Here is a 17,692-nt window from a genome sequence, read left to right as displayed (position 1 = left end):
CTCCGGAAAGGATCATTACCTTTCCGGAGCGGACACCTTCTAAATTTAGTTGTGTTTATTGATAATCGGGATTGAGGTTTTTTTCCTCTACCGGAACTTCCCACTTCCACTGGCTGTATGGGGGCGCGATAGGGGCGACACCCGCACGGTCTCCCGCCGGGATAGGCATCTGCGTGCCTACCATGAAGTCAAGAGTCCAGCCTTCGCCGGTCATCTCACGGATGTATTCGGCGAGAATGGCTTCATGGTTCACATTGGCAGCCGTGTAGCGATTCGGATTGGTAGGATTCGCTCGGTTCCAAACCTTATTGAGATCCGCCGCGGCTCCTGTGGCATCGCCGGTTTTCCAACGCATCCATGACTGCACTAAATAAATATCCGCCAGCCGCAGCAACGGGAACTTGGTATACCGCCCGTCACCGGGGCCTCCGCGATAGTATTTGTCTATATAAATTTGGGGCTTGTCCACTTTGGTGTGCGTACTTACCGTCTCGTAAATAAGAGGATCACCGCCCGCCTTGTAAGGAAGTTGATAAAAATAGAGCTGTTGGTAGCGAAGATCTTTTTTGGCCGCCTCGGTCGGCGTATAGTCACCCTTGGCCGGGTCAGTCATCCACCCCGCCTTATCCAACGCCCAGTAGCTCAAAGTGAACTGGTTGGTGGCGCTCTTCGCCATACCCTTTCCCCTGCCAAAGTCGTCGGCGTTCCGATCCTGAAAGGAAAATACCCAGGCCCAATATACATATTCACTGGTTCCGCTGACAGTCGGGTCACCGGTATTGAATTCAAAAATGGCCTCCTTGGCAACATCAGATACCACGTTCTTGTTAAAAGCGTCGATGGGTGCTTCAAGCGAAAAGCGCTTCTGGTTTTCAGCGGCGTCGATGATGAAATTGGTTTCTTTCAAAGCTTGATCGTACTTTCCCATCACGAAAAGTACCTTGGCAAGGTACCCGGCGGCGGTATATTTCGTGGCGCGTCCAGCTACATAGTTAGGCAACATGGTCGCCGAATTGAAATTGCCCGGCAGTTTTTGCTTGGCAATTTCCAGATCTGCGACGATCTGCTGGTAAATTTCCTCTGTCGTACCCAGGCTTTCTTCAAAAATTTCGCCCTTGGACATGGGTACTTTGGTTTTGAAAGGAATGAATTGGCCGGTATTTGGGCCATTGTGATTATAGGGCGGGGCAAAATTCCGCACCAGATGATAGTAAGCGTAAGCGCGAAGGAAATGGTATTCACCGATCTGTCGGACATAATTGTCCTTATAATCGCTATCCGCTACACGTAAGTTGAACGGGTTCCCATCATTCTCAGTGTCCAGTTGGATGGCTGTGTTAGCCATCGTAATGGCTGCGTAAGATGTCTTCCAGAGGTTGTTCGACAGGTTAAAATTCTGATCGAACTGACGGTTGTACATTTCGTTCCAGGGCGCACCCGTCGAGGTTTCGGGTAAAAGTTGGGATACGCCGGATGAGGCGAAATCCAGCATCTGAGGAAAGCCGCGGTAGCCTTCGCGGTACATCAAGCTATGGTAAGCGGACACCAGTCCCTGGTCAAGCGTAACGGTATTGACCCACTGGGTTTCCTGGGGGCGATCGTTTTCGAAAAATTCGTCCATATCACAAGATGTGGTAAGGACTGTCATTGGAAGTAACAGAAGTATGTTCTTGATTTTCATCTTTTCAGTAGGTTAAAGGTTTACGGAAACACCAAGATTGAGCATCCTTGGCACGGGGAGGTCGTTGTTCGTTTCCGGGTCCAGGCCATTAAATTTTGTAAAGGTCAGCAGGTTGGTCCCACTCAGGTAGAATCGCACGTTTTGCAACTTAGCCTTAGTCATCAGTGAATTGGGCAGCGTATAACCTATTTGCACGTTTCTCAGTCGGGCATAGTTCGCTTTTTCCAGGTACCGGTCGTTCTGATTGGTTTCGAAGCGGGTGCCTGATGCCGATGGATTACCATCGTTGTCGTACTTGTAGGTTTGACCGTAGACAATCATCGGAAACTTAGCCACGTCTCCCGGCTTTTGCCAGTAGTTCCCTACGATGTCCTGAGCAATATTGTAGATGCCATCCAACCGGGTAGCTGCGCCGTAAAAATCATTGTAGAGGTAGTTCCCACCGGCATAAACGATCAACATACTCAGGTCTATACCCTTATAGGTGAATCGGTTGGTGATACCTCCGAAGAAGGTCGGCAGGGTAGAACGGCCATGCAGAATCATTTTGTTTGCGGTCGTGTTGGCTGTGTTACCTGGAATCAAATTACCGTTTGGGACGGTGATAAACTCGTTGTTCCACTTCTCCGTATCCCGCTGCTCAATCATAATGATGCCGCGCTGCGGATCAACTCCAACTGAATGAGCCAGGTACCAGGAGTTTATTTTTTCACCCTCCTTACGGATTGTCTGGCTGGATTCAGCCCCTTTCCCTGCTTCAAATTGGTTGAGCTTGATAATACGGTTGTCGTTAAAGCTGAAATTGAAGTCGGTATTCCAGCGGAAAGCGTTTTTATTAATATTAACGCTGTTGACACTGAATTCCCAGCCCCAGTTCTTCAAATCTCCCACGTTCTCCCAAACCTGATTGTTGGTAAAACCAACCGAAACAGGAACATTGCCGCGCAAAATCAAATCTGATACTTTCTTGACGTAATACGCTACCGAACCAGAGAGCCTGTTGTTGAATAATCCATAGTCAAATCCAACGTCGGTGTTTAAGGTAGTTTCCCATTTCAGGTCGGCGTTGCCAATGGGGCCCAGCGTAGTACCTCCTGGCAGGTAGCCCCCACCGTATCGGCTATTGGACAAGCCCCAGTTGATTTGGGTCATTTCCGAAGAAAGCCCGGTGTTACCCGTTGTACCTACGCTACCTCTAAGTTTCAAGTGCGTAAGCCAGGGTACTTTGGCAAATGATTCATCTGAAATAATCCATCCCGCCCCCACAGCGGCAAAGGTAGCCCAGCGGTTTGCCTTACTCAGCACGGAATGTCCATCCCGGCGAACGCTGAGGTTAAGAAGGTATCGGTCTTTGAGCTTGTAATTAACCCGCCCAAAAAAGCCAAGCAGATATTGCCCGCCACCCCGGTAGCCATCACCATCGGTGATCTGCAGCGGATTGCGAAGCTCCGGGTACTTGCTGAAGATCTGCGTTCCCTCGACCTGCCGTGTATAAGACGACTGCCTGATCGCTTCGCCGCCCGCCGTGGCGGTCACGTTGTGCTGACCGAACGTCCGGTCATAGTTGAGGTAGGAGTTATAGTTAAAAACATGTTTCGTAATCGAACGCTCGGCGGCTTCGTTGATAAACGGCGCATTGGCATCCAAAAATACCGAACGCCAGTAGCTGCTATTGTTGATCAACAAATCCACGCCTGCCTCGCCACGCAAACGCAGCCCCTCAATGGGTAAGTCCCATTGGATGAATGCGTTGCTAATAGTCCGGTACTGATCCACATCATTGCGAATCAGCTTCTCGTCGGAAAAAGCCAGGGCGTTGAAACCAGAATTAGCCCCCCAGTACCCGGTTTGCGATGTTTCATCGTAGATTTTGTACCAGGGCATTGCGGCGAACCAGTTGGCCCAGCCCCCTAGACCTTTGCCGTTTCCAGTCTGTACGCCTTTGTTTTTTAGATACACAAAGTTGGTGCTGATACCGACATTCAATGATTTAACGGGGGAGAAATTAAAATTAAACCGGGTTGTTAGCCGCTGCAGATCGTTGTTTCGAATCATGCCTTTTTCGTCCCGGTAGTTCATTGTAAACATGATTCCACCTGTGTCGAAACCCTTATTGGCCGTGACCCCTACCTGATTATAACCCGCATTTTGGGTTAGGGCAGCCAAATGGTCCGTATTAGTGGCTATGGCTTCTTCCCGGCTCATGGTCGGACGATCGTCCAGAAATTGGGAGCTGAGAATACGTTCCGGTTCAAAGACGCTGGTATTACCGGCATTGGCAAAGGCCTCGTCGGTCAATTCCCACCAGGTTTTCGAATTGACGAATACATCCTCCTGCGTGAACGGCAACCGCGAAATACCCTTGTCGTAGTTCAAGGTGATGCCTGTCTTGTTACTTTTGGCTGATTTGGTAGTCACGATAATGACTCCGTTCGAACCCCGGTTGCCATAAATAGCGGTGGCTGCCGCATCCTTCAAAACCTCGATTGACTCGATGTCATTAGGATTTATCATAGCTAGCGGAGAGACTGGTTTTACTCCATTATTTGTCATATCCAGAGAACCGGTCTGAATGGGCACCCCATCGACAATCCAAAGCGGCGAAGAGCCGAGGTTGATGGAGCCCTGCCCGCGGATGTTGATGTCGGGCCCACGGCCGGGGTGGCCGCTGTTATTCTGAATTAATAAACCGCTGGCCATGCCTTGCAGGGCTTCGGCTACTGATGTCGTTGGGAGTTTGTTGAGCTCTTCGCCGGAAACTTTGGCAATGGAACCAACAATATCCCGGCGTTTTTGAAGACCGTATCCCACTACAACGACCTCTTCCAGCGATTTCAAATCGGGTTTGAGAGATACATTGACTGATGACCGGTTGCCAACGAGTACTTCCTGCGGATTGTATCCTACGTAGGAGAAAACCAAAACGGCGCTTCCATCAGGTACTTCCACAGAGTACTTTCCATCCTGGTCAGTATTTGTTCCCCGTTGTGTTCCTTTCACGAGAACGCTCACTCCGGGAAGTCCCCCGCCGGTTTCGTCTGTTACTATTCCCGTTACAGTCTGATCAATGGGAGCTTGAATAAGGATATGGGAAAAAGAAGCCGTTGATTGGTCCGGCTTTTCCAGAGCAATCTCCCTTCGCAAAACGATCCGGTTGCTTACCTGCATGAATTTGATATTCATGGGTTTGAGCACGCGCGTCAACACGCTGGACAATATTTCGTTATCTGCACGTACGGTCACGGTTTCGTCCAGGGGCAGGTTGCGGGAATTATAAGAGAATTTCACCTGACCCGACCTTTCCAGCTCTCGCAGTGCGGTACTTAAGGCAGCGTCCCGAACATCGAGCGACACTTTACGGTCCAGTATATCCTGGCCGTTGACGGTGGTCGCCAGTGCCATACCCGCAAATAGGGTTGCAAAGGCGAATTGTAGGATTGAGACCTTCAAGACATGGTAGAGTAATCGTTGACTTGTCGAAGAATTCTTCATACTTTTGGTTGGTTTAGTTGGTACTGTACAAGGGTATTGGCAAAATCATTTCTTCCTTTTTCTCCCTAGAGAATGGGTTTTACAGAACCCAACGGGAAGTCAATCTAGCGTCGGCGATGTTACAGCATCCCGACGCTATTTTATTATTTAATCACATCCTTTGGCACTGACCGAGATTTTGTTGCCTTCGATTGCATAGCTGGCGTCTGGTCCCAGGCTTGAGCATATAATTTTGAGTTTTTGGGGCAATGGTTCGTCGCTGAGTGAGGTGGTCAGGTAGCAGTTCTTCAGTTTTTCTTCGGGGAAGTCGATTTCCACTAAGTAGGCCTGCTCAATGGTCTTAAAAATCTGAGCAACGGGCACGTCCGAAAATTCGAAGCTGAGCCGTTCGATATTGCTCAGTTTCTGCGAGATTTGCTTTTCCTGGGTCAGGTCATCTATCTTTTCAAATGCCAGCCGCTCGCGACTGAACCTGACACCCTGGTTGGGCAGAAGCAGGAGCTCCTCTTCGGAGGAATCTGCGGCCACGCTACTGGACGAAACATTCACTTTCCCCGTTCTGACAACTACCTCAATATCATCTTGGTCGGCGAAGGCTTTCACGCGAAAACTGGTACCTACCACCCTGGTCAACAGTTCATTGGCATAAACCAGAAATGGCTGGTTTGGATTTTTGCTGACTTCAAAAAAGGCTTCGCCCGATAGATATACTTTTCGCTCACGGCCCTCAAATTTTGCGGGAAAACTTAGTTTACTATCGGGCTGTAATAGTACGGAACTCCCGTCGGCGAGGGTTATGAGCAGCGGATGGTCAGTGTCGTTGGTACGCTCGAGAACCGGGTCAGAGGTGTTTTCAATCAATTCCGTGTATGACGTTCCGGGCGTTACGACGATGTCACGATAAATGTACCAAGCCAAAGAAATACCGCAACCAAGCAGAAGAACAGCCGCTGCACTGCGCCACCATCGCCACGTAGGAGCGATAACATTATCTTCAGCTTGTACGATTTTCTGCCAGGTACTTTGCAATGCTGCCACTGATTCTTCTGGCGTTACCTTTGGGTCTGGTACTTGCATGGCCAGCCACAAGTTGCGGGCATTTTCCACAATGGCAGAACGTTGTGGATGCTCCACAGTCCATGCTTCCCACTGGTCAGGATCCTGGCCAGTAAGTACCCAAGCCTTGAATGAGTCATCGGCCAGGAAATCTTCAATTGATTGATATCGGTCTCGCTGTTGCATCTGAAAAAGGGGGTTTCAGAGGCAGAGAGGACAGCTAGATTAAGCGATACTCACTTAGTCCAGTTTTTTTTTGAAAAAATTAAATTGTCAGGTAAGACACCAGCAGAAAGAGAGGAGTGCTGCCCGTCCAATCGCGGCGAAGCTGCCGCAGGGCACGATGCAGGAGGTTGGATACGGACTGTTTATTAATGTCCAGGATGTCGGCGATCTCATCCACTGAAAGCCCCTGATGATACCGGAGGTACAGGGCTTCACGCTGCCGAGCGTTTAATGCATTGAGCATTTGGTTAAGTTGCCGGACCTTGTGTAGCGTTTCTTCATTGGCAATCAGCCGGTCCTCCACCGTAAAATCGAGCGAAAACTCAATAATTTTTTCCAATGAGTCATCCAGCTGGGTCGTCTTACGGAAAATTTTGTCGCGCTCGTGTCTTCTGGCGATTCGCTTACGGACGCTGGAAATGAGATAAGCTTTGGCTGAAACGGATGGATTAAGCGATTGGCGATACAACCACACGTCCACAAAAACATCTTGCACACAATCCTGGACCGTCTCGCGATGAGAAATCAAAGAGATACCATAGCCCACGAGAAGAGAGTGATGTCGCTCAAATAATGTCGAAAACGCTGACTCGTCGCCTGAAATGAGATCTTGCCAAAGTTGTTCGTCAGTCTTACTCAAATTGATCAATGACGTGCAAAGTTTTATTTCAATTATGCAAATTAATATAAAATTGGTTAAACGGCATTTGCTGAATATATGTAACTGAATATCCAATCATTGTGCGAACTTGCGCCAGTTAACTTACGACTTCATAGACCTTTCTCAGTAGTTATTGTTTGCCAACCAACCTCTTACCCTCCCCAGTCAGCGGAAAGCGCCAAGGCTTCAATAAATATACGTTTGACATCAGGATGTGTTAGTTATCCCTATAAATCTTTTGTGGAGGATCACCCTCATCCGCCCAGCATGATCATTTGAAAATATCTTTCAGGAAACGCCGGCGAGCGCGTCCCGGAATTCACGTTTCCCAAAAACGACAAATAAAATGAAACGCAGCCCCTCGCCACCAATAGCTCATAAACCAGTGGCAATTTTTCGACCAGTTGTTTACAGCTACAAATTGCACCAAGCCACTTGTTTAATTACATGTATAGACTATCGGAAAACTCCGTTCTTCCTGTAATACCCGCGTGTAGAATTTTGCAGGAGAAGCCTCCGTGACAGGGATGTTGAAACCAGAGCGAATCACAAGGCGGCCGGTAGCCAAAAATAAAAGATACTCCCCTCCCCCACGGCACTGTCGACGCCAATCGTACCGCGCTGTGCTTCGATGAACTCTTTGCAAATTGCCAGCCCCAGCCCGGTACCTTCCTTCAGATTGCCGGGCACCTGAAAGTAACGGTCGAAAATGCGGGTCAGATACCTTTCCTCGATGCCCTTGCCCTGATCTTTCACATAAAAAAACAAACCGTTTTCTTTTGCATCCAGCCTTACCTCCACCCGACTTTGCTCGGGCGCGTGTCGGATGGCGTTGACCAGCAGATTAGTCAGCACCCAGGCGGTTTTGTCGTAATCGGCCTGAATCCGGGGCAACGCGTCGCCGAGGGTCGTGATGAGGCTGATGCGTTTTTGCCCAGCGGGTACCCTGACCGTTTCCAGGGCGTAGTTCAGGATCCGCAGCGGGTCGGTGGCGTCGATGAGCAACTCAATCTTGCCCGTTTCAATTTGGGTCATGTCCAGCAGCTCACCCGTGATTTTGAGCAGACGGTCGCTGTCCTCGCGCACGCTTTCGAGCAACTGGCGTTGCTCCTCGTTGAGGACGCCCGTCTGCGGATTTTTGAGGAGTTGCAAGCTCATTTTGATAGAGGAAATCGGGGTCTTCAGCTCGTGGGAAATAGTCGCCAGAAAATTGGTTTTGGCAAAATCCAGTTCTTTAAATGGCGTCACGTTCTTGAGCACAATGACGTGCCCCTTAGGCTGTTTTTTCAATTCCCCCGTCGGAACCACCTGAATCTCCACGACCTCCTTTTCAAAGTAGCTCTCGCGGTTGTCTTTATAGATCTTGAGCGGCGCGGGCCGATCGGCAGGCTCCGTTTTTGTGCCAGTAGCCAGGTCGTCCGTCAGTGACCGCAGCAGGTCGTTGTTGGCCGAAAGCTCCCGCGCCGAATGCCCTACGAGTTCCGCCTTTTTCATACCCAGCACCTGTAACGCGTTGCCATTGGCAAAAAGTAACACCTGATTTTCGTCCAGCCCGATCACGGGCTCCTCCATCTGCTCGATGAGCGCCTCGTTTCTTTTTTTTTCGAAGAGCAGATTGGCCAAACTACTGCTGTCAAATTCCTGCAATTTTTCGGCCATGGTGTTAAACGACCGCGCCAGATCGCCAAATTCCCCGTGACTCTCAAAATGGACACGCTTGCCGTAGTTTTTGGCCGCGATTTGCTGAATGCTCCCCGTGAGTTCACGAATGGGATCGGCAATGTTACCGGGCAGATTGACCAACAGAATCAGGGCAATCAGCAGGCAGATGGTTCCGGTGAAAGCGATGGATGAAGTGGCCGTCTCGGCGGTGGCAGTGGCTTGCTCGCTTTTGGCTACAATGGCCCGCATGTTAAGGCCCATGATCTCTGACAAATCCCGGCGCACCAGTCGGCGCAGCGAATCGCTGGCCGGGGTACCCTGCAAAGCCTGAAAATGCGACGATAGGCGGCGGGTCGCTGCGCCCTCACCGGGTTCGGTGACGTTGGCGGCCTGCCGGGCCAGGTTTTCCTCAAAGGGCCGCGACGAGAAGCGTTCCAGAGTCGGTTCGTCCAGGGCAGTCATCATGTTGCGGGTATATTCCAGGGTCTTGTAGTTGGCCCGGAGGATATTTTCGGTGTCGGCGCGCAGGTCGCTGATGTACTTACCGCTCACAAACGTAACCGCCACAATCATCAGAAACAGCAGCCCTACGGCCAGCGAGAGCTTGGTTTTTACTTTCATCAGGATAGAATCACCACGTCGACTTCCGTAGCGTTTAACTTTTTCAGCAAGGTATTGAAAAGATGGGTCGCCCGGATCACCCGGAACAAATTCAGGTGGGGCTTGCCCAGGCAGATGGTCGTAATGCCCCGACGCTCGGCTTCCTGAATGATGGTGGCGGAGATATCGCGACTTTCCACAATCACGACCTCTGCCCCCAAACTAGCGGCGAGTTTGAAATTATTGATCAGATGCCGCTGCTTGTCAAGCGCGATGCGGTCGTTGCTTTCGCGCGGCGTGCGGACGTACAGCACCAGCCACTGGCTGGTGTAATAACTCGCCAGGCGGGCCGTCTTGCGGATCACGTTGCGGGCCGTTTTGTCGTTGCTGCCGATGCAGGCCAGAAACCGTTCGTGGCGGCCCGTCCCCGGCGCGCCTCTCGGCACGTCGGCCTCCACCTTGCGCTCCACGTGGCCCGCCACCTCTTTGAGCGCCAACTCGCGCAGTTGCAGGATGCTGTCGGCCTTGAAAAAATTAGCCAGCGCGGTCTGGACTTTGTCGGGCGCGTATATTTTGCCTTCTTTCAGGCGGGTGATCAGGTCGTCAGCGGTAAGGTCGATGTTCACGATTTCGTCGGCCATGTGCAGAATCCGGTCGGGAATGCGCTCCCGGACTTCCACGCCCGTGATGCGCTTCACTTCCTCGTTGAGGCTTTCGATATGCTGGATGTTGACCGCGCTGATGACACTGATGCCGGCTTCCAGGATTTCGACGACGTCCTGCCAGCGCTTTTCGTTCTTGCTACCCTCGATGTTGGTGTGCGCCAGTTCGTCGGCGATGACTACCTCAGGCCGCAGGTTGATAATCGCCTGCACGTCCATTTCCTCCAGCTCCTTGCCCTTATAAAAAAGCTTCCGGCGGGGTACCAGCGCCAGTCCGCTCAGCAGCGCGTGGGTTTCGGCTCGGCCGTGCGTTTCTACGTAGCCGATTTTCGCGTCGATCCCACTACGGGCCAGGGCGTGGGCTTCCTGCAGCATCCGGTAGGTTTTGCCCACCCCCGCGCTCATGCCGAGGTAGATTTTCAGTTTTCCCCGTCGGGCCTTTTTGACCAGATTGAGGAAATGCTGGACATTTTGCTCTTTTTCGGTCATGGCATGCGGATAGCCAGAGAAGTCGTGAGGGTCAGGTTATTCTTCGTGTAGGTGCCGTCATTATTTTCAAAAATCGAAACACGACCGTCCAGACGTTTGGCTTCGATCCGCCACAGGGCGAGAGGTGACAACGCGTAGTCGAAATTAACCGAAAATCCCGAAACCCGGAAGCCACCGGGTACCCCGGAGGCGATGATGACCCCGTCGCGATCGTCGTAGTACTCCGCCCGCGCGGCGAGCCGGGCTTTGTCGGTGAGTGCGTAACGCAGCTGGACAATGGGCGCGTACCACACCGAATAGCGGTTGCCCTTGGGTTCGGCTTGCTGCGCCCCGATGTCGAAACCCACGAGGGCACCCCATTTTTCGGTCAGCGCGAACTGTCCGTAGAAGTTATGAAAGTACCGCATCCGTCGGGTACTGTCGGGCGTGTCGCTGCCTATGAACGAGCTGCTGTTGAGCGTCACGCGGGCATTCGGCGTGTAGGTAAGCTGGTGGCCGAAGGCGGGCGTATTGTTGTCCATCACGCGCTGAATTCGTTGCCAGCCATTGAGGATCAGGCCACTGACCAGCCATTGGCCGTTATCCGAGGTGTAGGTCAGCTTGGCCCCGCTTTCAAAATAGGGCGAGTTATCGGCCATGATGCTACGCGTCAGGTTCCAGCAGTTGGCACCGACCGCACTCTCGAAGCCAATGTGGGAAGATAAAATGCCCGCATCGAGCCAGAGATTTTTCTGGCGCGAAAGCCGGACGCCCGCATTGGCTTCGTAGATGTTCTTGAGTACCCCCGGCTCGGCGGCCAGATTGGCATTGGCGTAGGTACCCACCATCCATGCCAAGTGCGCCCGGACGTTTTCCTGCTTATAATCGGCCCGAAGGTACCCCAGGTTGAGCGTGAACTCGTTGTGGCGGTTGTGGGAATACACAAAATCGGGGCGCTGATGGTTGCCCGGCTTGCGCGAGTCGTACTGGTAGTAAGTTTCCAGATAGCCGCTGAACTGCACCGCCGTGCTGTCGGACTGGGCCAAGGAGGGATCCGTGGCAGTCAGGCATCCGATCAGATAGAGGCAGTATGGCCAATTGTTTTTCATAAGTGAATAGGATTACCAAAACCCTTTTTACCCAAATTATCCAAAGCCAGATTCAATTCCAACACGTTGACCTTTTCCGGACCAAACAAGCCCAGCAGCGGCTTTTCGGTGTGCTGAGCGGTCAGATCGCGCAGCGATGCCTCAGAAACGCCGCGCACCTTGGCAATGCGCGGTACCTGCACCAGCACGGCCTCCACCGACAGATGAGGATCGAGGCCGCTGCCGCTGGCCGTTACCAGTTCAGCGGGTACCTGTGAGGTACCGGGATTGTGCACCCGGAAGGTATCGACGCGGGCCGCTACCGTAGCCAGGTACTCGGGGTTGGATGGCCCCTTGTTGCTGCCGCCCGAACCGGCGGCGTTGTAGCCCACCGCCGAGGGACGGCCGTTGAAGTACCGGTCGGTGGTGATGTTTTGACCGATCTGGGTGAAGTAAGTCGCGCCGTTGTTTGCGACGATTTCGCCTCTGCCCCGGTTGGGTGCAAGCTGGGCAATGCCCCAGATGAGGGCAGGATACACGCCCATAAACAGTACTACGCACACCAACGTAAGGCGCAGAGCGGGAATCAGGGTTGTTTTCATGATGTTTATTTTAAATTTTTTTTGAAAAAATAGAGCCCTTATAAAACCATCGACACCAACAGATCAATGATCTTGATGCCCAGAAACGGGAGCGCAATTCCACCCAAACCGTATTTCAACAGATTTTGCCGCAGTAGCGCGCTGGCCCCGATGGGTTTGTAGGATACGCCTTTCAGAGCGAGCGGAATCAGGATCGGGATAATGATCGCATTGAAAATTACCGCCGACAGGATGGCCGATTCCGGGCTGTGCAGCCGCATGATGTTCAGCCCCTGCAACGAGGGAATGGCCACGATGAAGAGCGCCGGTACGATGGCAAAATACTTAGCCACGTCGTTGGCGATGCTGAACGTCGTGAGGGTACCCCGCGTCATGAGCAACTGCTTGCCGATCTCCACGATTTCGATAAGTTTGGTGGGGTCGTTGTCGAGATCCACCATATTGCCGGCTTCCTTGGCGGCCTGAGTACCGCTGTTCATGGCCACGCCCACGTCGGCCTGGGCCAGGGCGGGGGCGTCGTTGGTACCGTCGCCCATCATGGCCACCAGCTTGCCGCTCTGCTGCTCACGACGGATGTACTCCAATTTATCCTCTGGTTTGGCTTCGGCGATGTAGTCGTCTACCCCGGCTTTCCCGGCGATGTATTTGGCTGTAAGCGGATTGTCGCCCGTAACCATCACTGTTTTTACACCCATCTTGCGCAGGCGGTCAAAACGTTCCCGGATGCCTGGTTTGATAATATCCTGCAATTCGATGACACCCACCACTTCTTCGTTTACGGCTACTACCAGGGGGGTACCTCCGTTGCCCGAAATCTCGTTGACGCGGTCCATCATCTCGCCGGGGAACACGTGCCCGCTTTTTTCCACCATGTCGCGCATGGCATCCGAAGCACCCTTGCGGATGCGGGTCGTGCCGTTGTTACCGTCCGGCATGTCCACACCGCTGCTGCGGGTTTGGGCGGTGAATTTGATAAAAGTCATTCCAACAGGCGCTTCCCGCGGTGCTTCCTGTCCCGACGAGTCGGCCGCCGACTGCTCCCGCGCCAGTTCGACGATCGACTTACCTTCCGGGGTATTATCCGACCATGAACTAAGCAACAGTACCTCCCGAAAACGACCGTCTAAGACGCCGGGCGCGGGATAAAAATTCGTGGCTTTGCGATTGCCGACGGTGATGGTACCCGTTTTATCCAGCAGCAGCACGTCAATGTCGCCCGCCGTTTCCACCGCCCGCCCCGACTTGGTGATGACGTTGGCCCGCAGGGCGCGGTCCATGCCCGCGATGCCGATGGCCGACAGCAAACCGCCGATCGTGGTGGGAATCAGGCACACAAAAAGCGAGATAAAGGCCGCAATGGTGATGGGGGTATTGGCAAAATCCGCGAAGGGTTTCAGCGTCACTGTTACCAGGATGAACACCAGCGTAAAGCCCGCCAATAAGATTGTCAGGGCAATTTCGTTTGGCGTTTTTTGCCGCGATGCGCCTTCCACAAGGGCGATCATTTTGTCCAGAAAACTCTCGCCGGGCTGGGTGGTTACCTCCACCAGAATGCGGTCGGAAAGTACCTTGGTACCACCCGTGACGCTGCTTTTGTCGCCATCGGCTTCCCGGATTACCGGCGCACTCTCGCCCGTGATGGCGCTTTCGTCAATGGTCGCCAACCCTTCCACGATTTCGCCATCGGTGGCGATAAGGTCGCCCGCTTCGCAGAGAAAGCGGTCGCCTTTGCGGAGTTGGGAGGAAGAGATTTGGGTAGGATTATTGGACAGCAAGGTGTCGCCCGCCGCCACCCGCCGGGCGGGGGTTTCTTCGCGGGTTTTGCGCAGACTATCGGCCTGGGCCTTGCCACGCGCTTCGGCAATACCCTCGGCAAAATTGGCGAATAACAGCGTGAGCAACAGCACTGCGAACACCAGCACATTGTAGCCAAAGGTACCCTGCGACTGCTCCCCGGCCAGAATCCATAGGCACACTCCCAGCATGATGAAAGTACCTATTTCCACCGTAAACATTACCGGATTGCGGTACATCCGGGCGGGATTTAATTTTATAAAAGCCTGTTTGCCTGCTTCCAGCACGAGGTCGCGCTGGAAGAGCGACGTATTTTCAGTTGCCATGAGATTGAAATTTAAGATCGGTAAAGGGAGAAATATTCGGCCAGCGGCCCCAGGGTGAGGGCGGGGAAAAAGGACAGGGACGCGATGATGAGGATGACGGCGAAAATCAGGATGCCGAAAGTACCCGTATCCACGCGCAGGGTACCCTCGCTTTCGGGAATGTACTTCTTGGCGGCCAGTTGCCCGGCGATGGCCACGGGCCCGATAATCGGAAGGTACCTCGCCAGCAGCATCACCAGCCCTGTGGCGTAGTTCCAGAAGGGTGTGTTGTCGCCCAGGCCCTCCAAACCGCTGCCGTTATTGGCCGAGGCAGACGTGAATTCGTACAGCAATTCGCTGAAACCGTGGTACCCGGGATTATTCAGCCAGCCCGCCAGCTCAGCGGGATTTTCTGCGTACAGGTAGCTGGAAAGGGCAGTACCCGCCAAAATCAGAAAGGGGTGCAGCAGAGCGATGCCCATCGCGATTTTCATTTCGTTGGCCTCGATTTTGCGGCCCAGTAATTCGGGCGTTCGGCCCACCATCAAACCGCTGATGAAGACGGCCAGGATGATGAAAATGTAGAAATTGAGAAACCCAACCCCTACCCCCCCGTAGAAACAGTTGATCATCATGCCCAGCAGGGTAGTCAGCACGGTCAGTGGGGTCATGCTGTCGTGCATGGCATTGACCGAGCCATTGCTGGTCACGGTGGTGTTGATAGCCCAATAGGCCGAAGCCGCCGGACCCAGCCTCACTTCCTTGCCTTCCATACTGCCCACGCTTTGCGTCACGCCCAGTTTAGAAAGGGCGGGATTTCCGCCCAACTCACTTAGCACGGCCGGAACGACCAGCATCAGAAAACCAAGGGTCATCACGCCAAAAATCGTCAGCGCCAGTTTGCGGCGTTTTAGCATGAAGCCCAGGGCGAAAACCATGGCGATGGGGATGAGAAACAAACCCACATCTTCCACGATGTTGGTAAGGTAGGTAGGATTTTCAAGCGGGTGGCTACTATTCACCCCAAAAAATCCGCCGCCGTTGGTACCTAGTTGCTTAATAGCGACGAAGGCCGCCGCCGGGCCCCGGCTCACGGCCACAGTTTCACCCTGCACGGTGGTCATGGTACCTTTTCCTTCAAAAGTCATGGGTACCCCTTCAAACGCCAGAATCGTGGCGGTCACAATCGCCAGGGGCAGTAAAATGCGGGTGCAACTACGCACAAGCAGACTATAAAAGTTACCCAGCGAAGGGTTCAGGCCCTCCTTCATTGCTTTGAACACAACAGCCGCGATGGCCATACCCGTACCCGCGCTGATAAACTGCCACAGCATCAGGATCATCTGGCCGAGGTACGACAGGGCCGACTCGCCCGAATAGTGTTGCAGGTTGGTGTTGGTCACGAAACTGATCGTGGTGTTGAAAGCCAGGTCGAATGGCATGGACGGATTGCCGTCGGGATTGAGCGGCATCCATCCCATAGTGGTGAGTACAAGCATTGAAATGACCAGCCACCAACCATTGATGACCAGCAACGCCACCAGACTTTGCTGCCAGCTCATGGCCGGGCGCGGGTCGATGCCGCTGAGCTGGAAGATCAGCCGGTCCAGCGGATCGAAAAATTTGTCGAGCCAGGTACTTTCGTAGTCGAATACCTTACCGATGTACCGGCCCAGCGGAATGGCCAACAGGACCACCAAAAGGTACATCACGGCAATACCGAAAATTTGCGTGTCCATAGTAGTTTAGAATTTTTCGGGTTTGATCAGCACGTACGCCATATAGAAAAATACGGCAATGGAAATGATGAATAGGATGAGCATATGGTACTTTCGTTGATTTCTGAAAGGGGATATGCCAAAAGCATGCACCGGAAGCAGGCTTTTATATACTCGACTAATATTCATTGAATTAAGCCAAAGAAGAATTATTCAGGCATAAAAAAAGCCTATCAAAATGATAGGCTCTTCTCAAAATGATAGGGTACTTTCAAAGCGAATACTCCTCGATTTTCCGGTACAGGGTAGCGATGCCGATTTCTAGAAGGCGAGCCGCTTCGGCTTTGTTTCCTTTGGTGTGATTGAGGACTTTCTGAATCTGCAATTTCTCGGCGCTGTTCAAAGAAAAAGCAGACAAACCCAGACTGGTAGCGGAAGGTACACTAAACTCAAAAGGCAGCAAAGCGGCCGATAGCGGTTCGGTTCCAGCCAGGATTACGGACCGTTCCAGACAGTTGCGAAGCTCACGAATGTTGCCGGGCCAGGGGTAGGCTTGCAGAGCAGCCAGAAAATCAGCCTCGTAGGTCAGGGGTACTTTTTTGAGCTTGGCGCAGAGTTCCGCGATAAAATGTCTGACCATGGGTTCGATGTCGGCGACACGTTCGCGGAGGGGCGGCAGGTGCAGCGCGAACACATTGAGCCGGAAATAAAGATCCTGACGGAATCGCTGCTGTTCGCTTTCGGTTTTCAGATCGCGGTTCGTAGCCGCGATCAGCCGGAAGTCGGATCGGCGGGGTTTCTGTTCACCAACCCGGATGAATTCGCTGGTTTCCAGTACCCGCAATAGCTTGGCCTGCAAATCCAGCGGCATTTCGCCAATCTCATCCAGAAACAGGGTCCCGCCATCGGCTTCCTCGATAAAGCCTTTTTTATCGTTCAAAGCCCCCGTGAACGCTCCCTTGACGTGACCGAAAAGTTCACTTTCCAGCAGCTCGCGGCTGAAAGCACTGCTGTTCAAAGCCACGAAACTGTGGCTGGCCCGGCCGCTCGCCTGGTGGATGGCCTGGGCGAACACCTCCTTGCCCGTCCCGGTTTCGCCCGTCAGCAATACCGTGGCGTCGGTGACGGCCACTTTTTGCGCCAACTCTACGACCCGTCGCAACGCGGTCGACTGGCCCAGAATCGTGTCGAACGAGTACTTCTCCCCCACCCGCTTTTCGAGATTTTCGACCCGCTGCCGCAATTGGTTTTTCTCGATGGCGCGGTGAATCAAGGGCAGAATCCGGTCGTTGTCGTTGCCTTTGGTGATGTAGTCGAACGCTCCGTGCTGGATGGCCCGTACCCCGTCGGGGATGTTGCCGTAGGCCGTCAGCAAAATCACCTCCGTAGCCGGAGCGGTTTCTTTCAGCTTCTTGACCAACTCCACGCCATTGGCATCGGGTAGTTTGACGTCGCACAGAATGACCGCGAAAGTTTGCCTTTCCAAAAATTGAAGACCCGATTTTGCGTCAGCAGCTTCCTGTACCTCGAAGCCCTCGGCCCGAATAATACGGGCCAGCAGTGAACGAAGCTTGTCTTCGTCGTCAATGATTAGAATTTTATGCACGTGCGATTGATTTCTGTCCCTTGTTTCTGGGTCCTTCAAGTATTTGATTAGATTTGGAGACCATCCCTTATG

At 52.9% G+C, this 17,692-nt stretch carries 12 protein-coding genes; all 12 read right to left on the bottom strand.

Annotated elements, in window-relative coordinates; genetic code table 11:
• Window positions 1-55: 55 nt before the first annotated feature.
• On the bottom strand, window positions 56-1,621 hold the full coding sequence (locus IE117_RS15810) for a RagB/SusD family nutrient uptake outer membrane protein (protein WP_189565463.1): 1,566 nt from the start codon (window positions 1,619-1,621) through the stop codon (window positions 56-58).
• Between the two features lie 72 nt (window positions 1,622-1,693).
• The gene (locus IE117_RS15805; protein ID WP_189565462.1) at window positions 1,694-5,173 is read right to left on the bottom strand and encodes a SusC/RagA family TonB-linked outer membrane protein; all 3,480 of its coding nucleotides are present in this window, start codon (window positions 5,171-5,173) and stop codon (window positions 1,694-1,696) included.
• 147 nt (window positions 5,174-5,320) lie between these two features.
• A complete protein-coding gene (locus IE117_RS15800; protein WP_189565461.1) occupies window positions 5,321-6,415 on the bottom strand; it encodes a FecR family protein in 1,095 nt (364 codons plus the stop codon).
• Between the two features lie 79 nt (window positions 6,416-6,494).
• Window positions 6,495-7,094 carry an RNA polymerase sigma factor gene (locus IE117_RS15795; protein ID WP_229581007.1) on the bottom strand — a complete coding sequence of 200 codons (600 nt, stop codon included), beginning with the start codon at window positions 7,092-7,094 and terminating at the stop codon, window positions 6,495-6,497.
• Window positions 7,095-7,661: 567 nt separating this feature from the next.
• Window positions 7,662-9,398 (bottom strand): HAMP domain-containing sensor histidine kinase, encoded by a 1,737-nt coding sequence (locus IE117_RS15790; RefSeq protein ID WP_189565459.1) that lies wholly within the window; start codon window positions 9,396-9,398, stop codon window positions 7,662-7,664.
• A complete protein-coding gene (locus IE117_RS15785) occupies window positions 9,398-10,528 on the bottom strand; it encodes a sensor protein KdpD (protein WP_189565458.1) in 1,131 nt (376 codons plus the stop codon). The genes IE117_RS15790 and IE117_RS15785 overlap by 1 nt, the downstream gene beginning before the upstream one ends.
• Window positions 10,525-11,616 (bottom strand): porin, encoded by a 1,092-nt coding sequence (locus tag IE117_RS15780; RefSeq protein WP_189565457.1) that lies wholly within the window; start codon window positions 11,614-11,616, stop codon window positions 10,525-10,527. Before IE117_RS15780 ends, IE117_RS15785 begins: the two co-directional genes overlap by 4 nt.
• Window positions 11,613-12,197 carry a K(+)-transporting ATPase subunit C gene (locus tag IE117_RS15775; protein WP_189565456.1) on the bottom strand — a complete coding sequence of 195 codons (585 nt, stop codon included), beginning with the start codon at window positions 12,195-12,197 and terminating at the stop codon, window positions 11,613-11,615. The genes IE117_RS15780 and IE117_RS15775 overlap by 4 nt, the downstream gene beginning before the upstream one ends.
• 38 nt (window positions 12,198-12,235) lie before the next feature.
• Window positions 12,236-14,317, bottom strand: coding sequence for a potassium-transporting ATPase subunit KdpB (kdpB, locus tag IE117_RS15770; RefSeq protein ID WP_189565455.1), 2,082 nt, complete (start codon window positions 14,315-14,317; stop codon window positions 12,236-12,238).
• An 11-nt stretch (window positions 14,318-14,328) separates the two neighbouring features.
• A complete protein-coding gene (gene kdpA, locus IE117_RS15765; RefSeq protein WP_189565454.1) occupies window positions 14,329-16,035 on the bottom strand; it encodes a potassium-transporting ATPase subunit KdpA in 1,707 nt (568 codons plus the stop codon).
• 6 nt (window positions 16,036-16,041) lie between these two features.
• Entirely contained in the window at window positions 16,042-16,119 is a 78-nt protein-coding gene (locus IE117_RS26590; RefSeq protein ID WP_189565946.1) for a potassium-transporting ATPase subunit F, read from the bottom strand.
• Window positions 16,120-16,285: 166 nt separating this feature from the next.
• Entirely contained in the window at window positions 16,286-17,620 is a 1,335-nt protein-coding gene (locus tag IE117_RS15755; RefSeq protein ID WP_189565453.1) for a sigma-54-dependent transcriptional regulator, read from the bottom strand.
• Window positions 17,621-17,692: the final 72 nt, after the last annotated feature.

The sequence above is a fragment of the Persicitalea jodogahamensis genome (assembly GCF_014651615.1).
In the GTDB taxonomy this organism is placed as follows: domain Bacteria; phylum Bacteroidota; class Bacteroidia; order Cytophagales; family Spirosomataceae; genus Persicitalea; species Persicitalea jodogahamensis.
Note: the sequence above shows the minus strand (reverse complement) of the source record. Positions and strands in the feature narration are given on the sequence as shown.

Bases quoted from the DNA above. Each gene is read 5' to 3' on its own strand.
- IE117_RS15810 (WP_189565463.1), bottom strand. From the start codon at position 1,621: ATGGACGAATTTTTCGAAAACGATCGCCCCCAGGAAACCCAGTGGGTC.
- IE117_RS15805 (WP_189565462.1), bottom strand. From the start codon at position 5,173: ATGAAGAATTCTTCGACAAGTCAACGATTACTCTACCATGTCTTGAAG.
- IE117_RS15800 (WP_189565461.1), bottom strand. From the start codon at position 6,415: ATGCAACAGCGAGACCGATATCAATCAATTGAAGATTTCCTGGCCGAT.
- IE117_RS15790 (WP_189565459.1), bottom strand. From the start codon at position 9,398: ATGAAAGTAAAAACCAAGCTCTCGCTGGCCGTAGGGCTGCTGTTTCTG.
- IE117_RS15785 (WP_189565458.1), bottom strand. From the start codon at position 10,528: ATGACCGAAAAAGAGCAAAATGTCCAGCATTTCCTCAATCTGGTCAAA.
- IE117_RS15780 (WP_189565457.1), bottom strand. From the start codon at position 11,616: ATGAAAAACAATTGGCCATACTGCCTCTATCTGATCGGATGCCTGACT.
- IE117_RS15775 (WP_189565456.1), bottom strand. From the start codon at position 12,197: ATGAAAACAACCCTGATTCCCGCTCTGCGCCTTACGTTGGTGTGCGTA.
- kdpB (WP_189565455.1), bottom strand. From the start codon at position 14,317: ATGGCAACTGAAAATACGTCGCTCTTCCAGCGCGACCTCGTGCTGGAA.
- kdpA (WP_189565454.1), bottom strand. From the start codon at position 16,035: ATGGACACGCAAATTTTCGGTATTGCCGTGATGTACCTTTTGGTGGTC.
- IE117_RS26590 (WP_189565946.1), bottom strand. From the start codon at position 16,119: ATGCTCATCCTATTCATCATTTCCATTGCCGTATTTTTCTATATGGCG.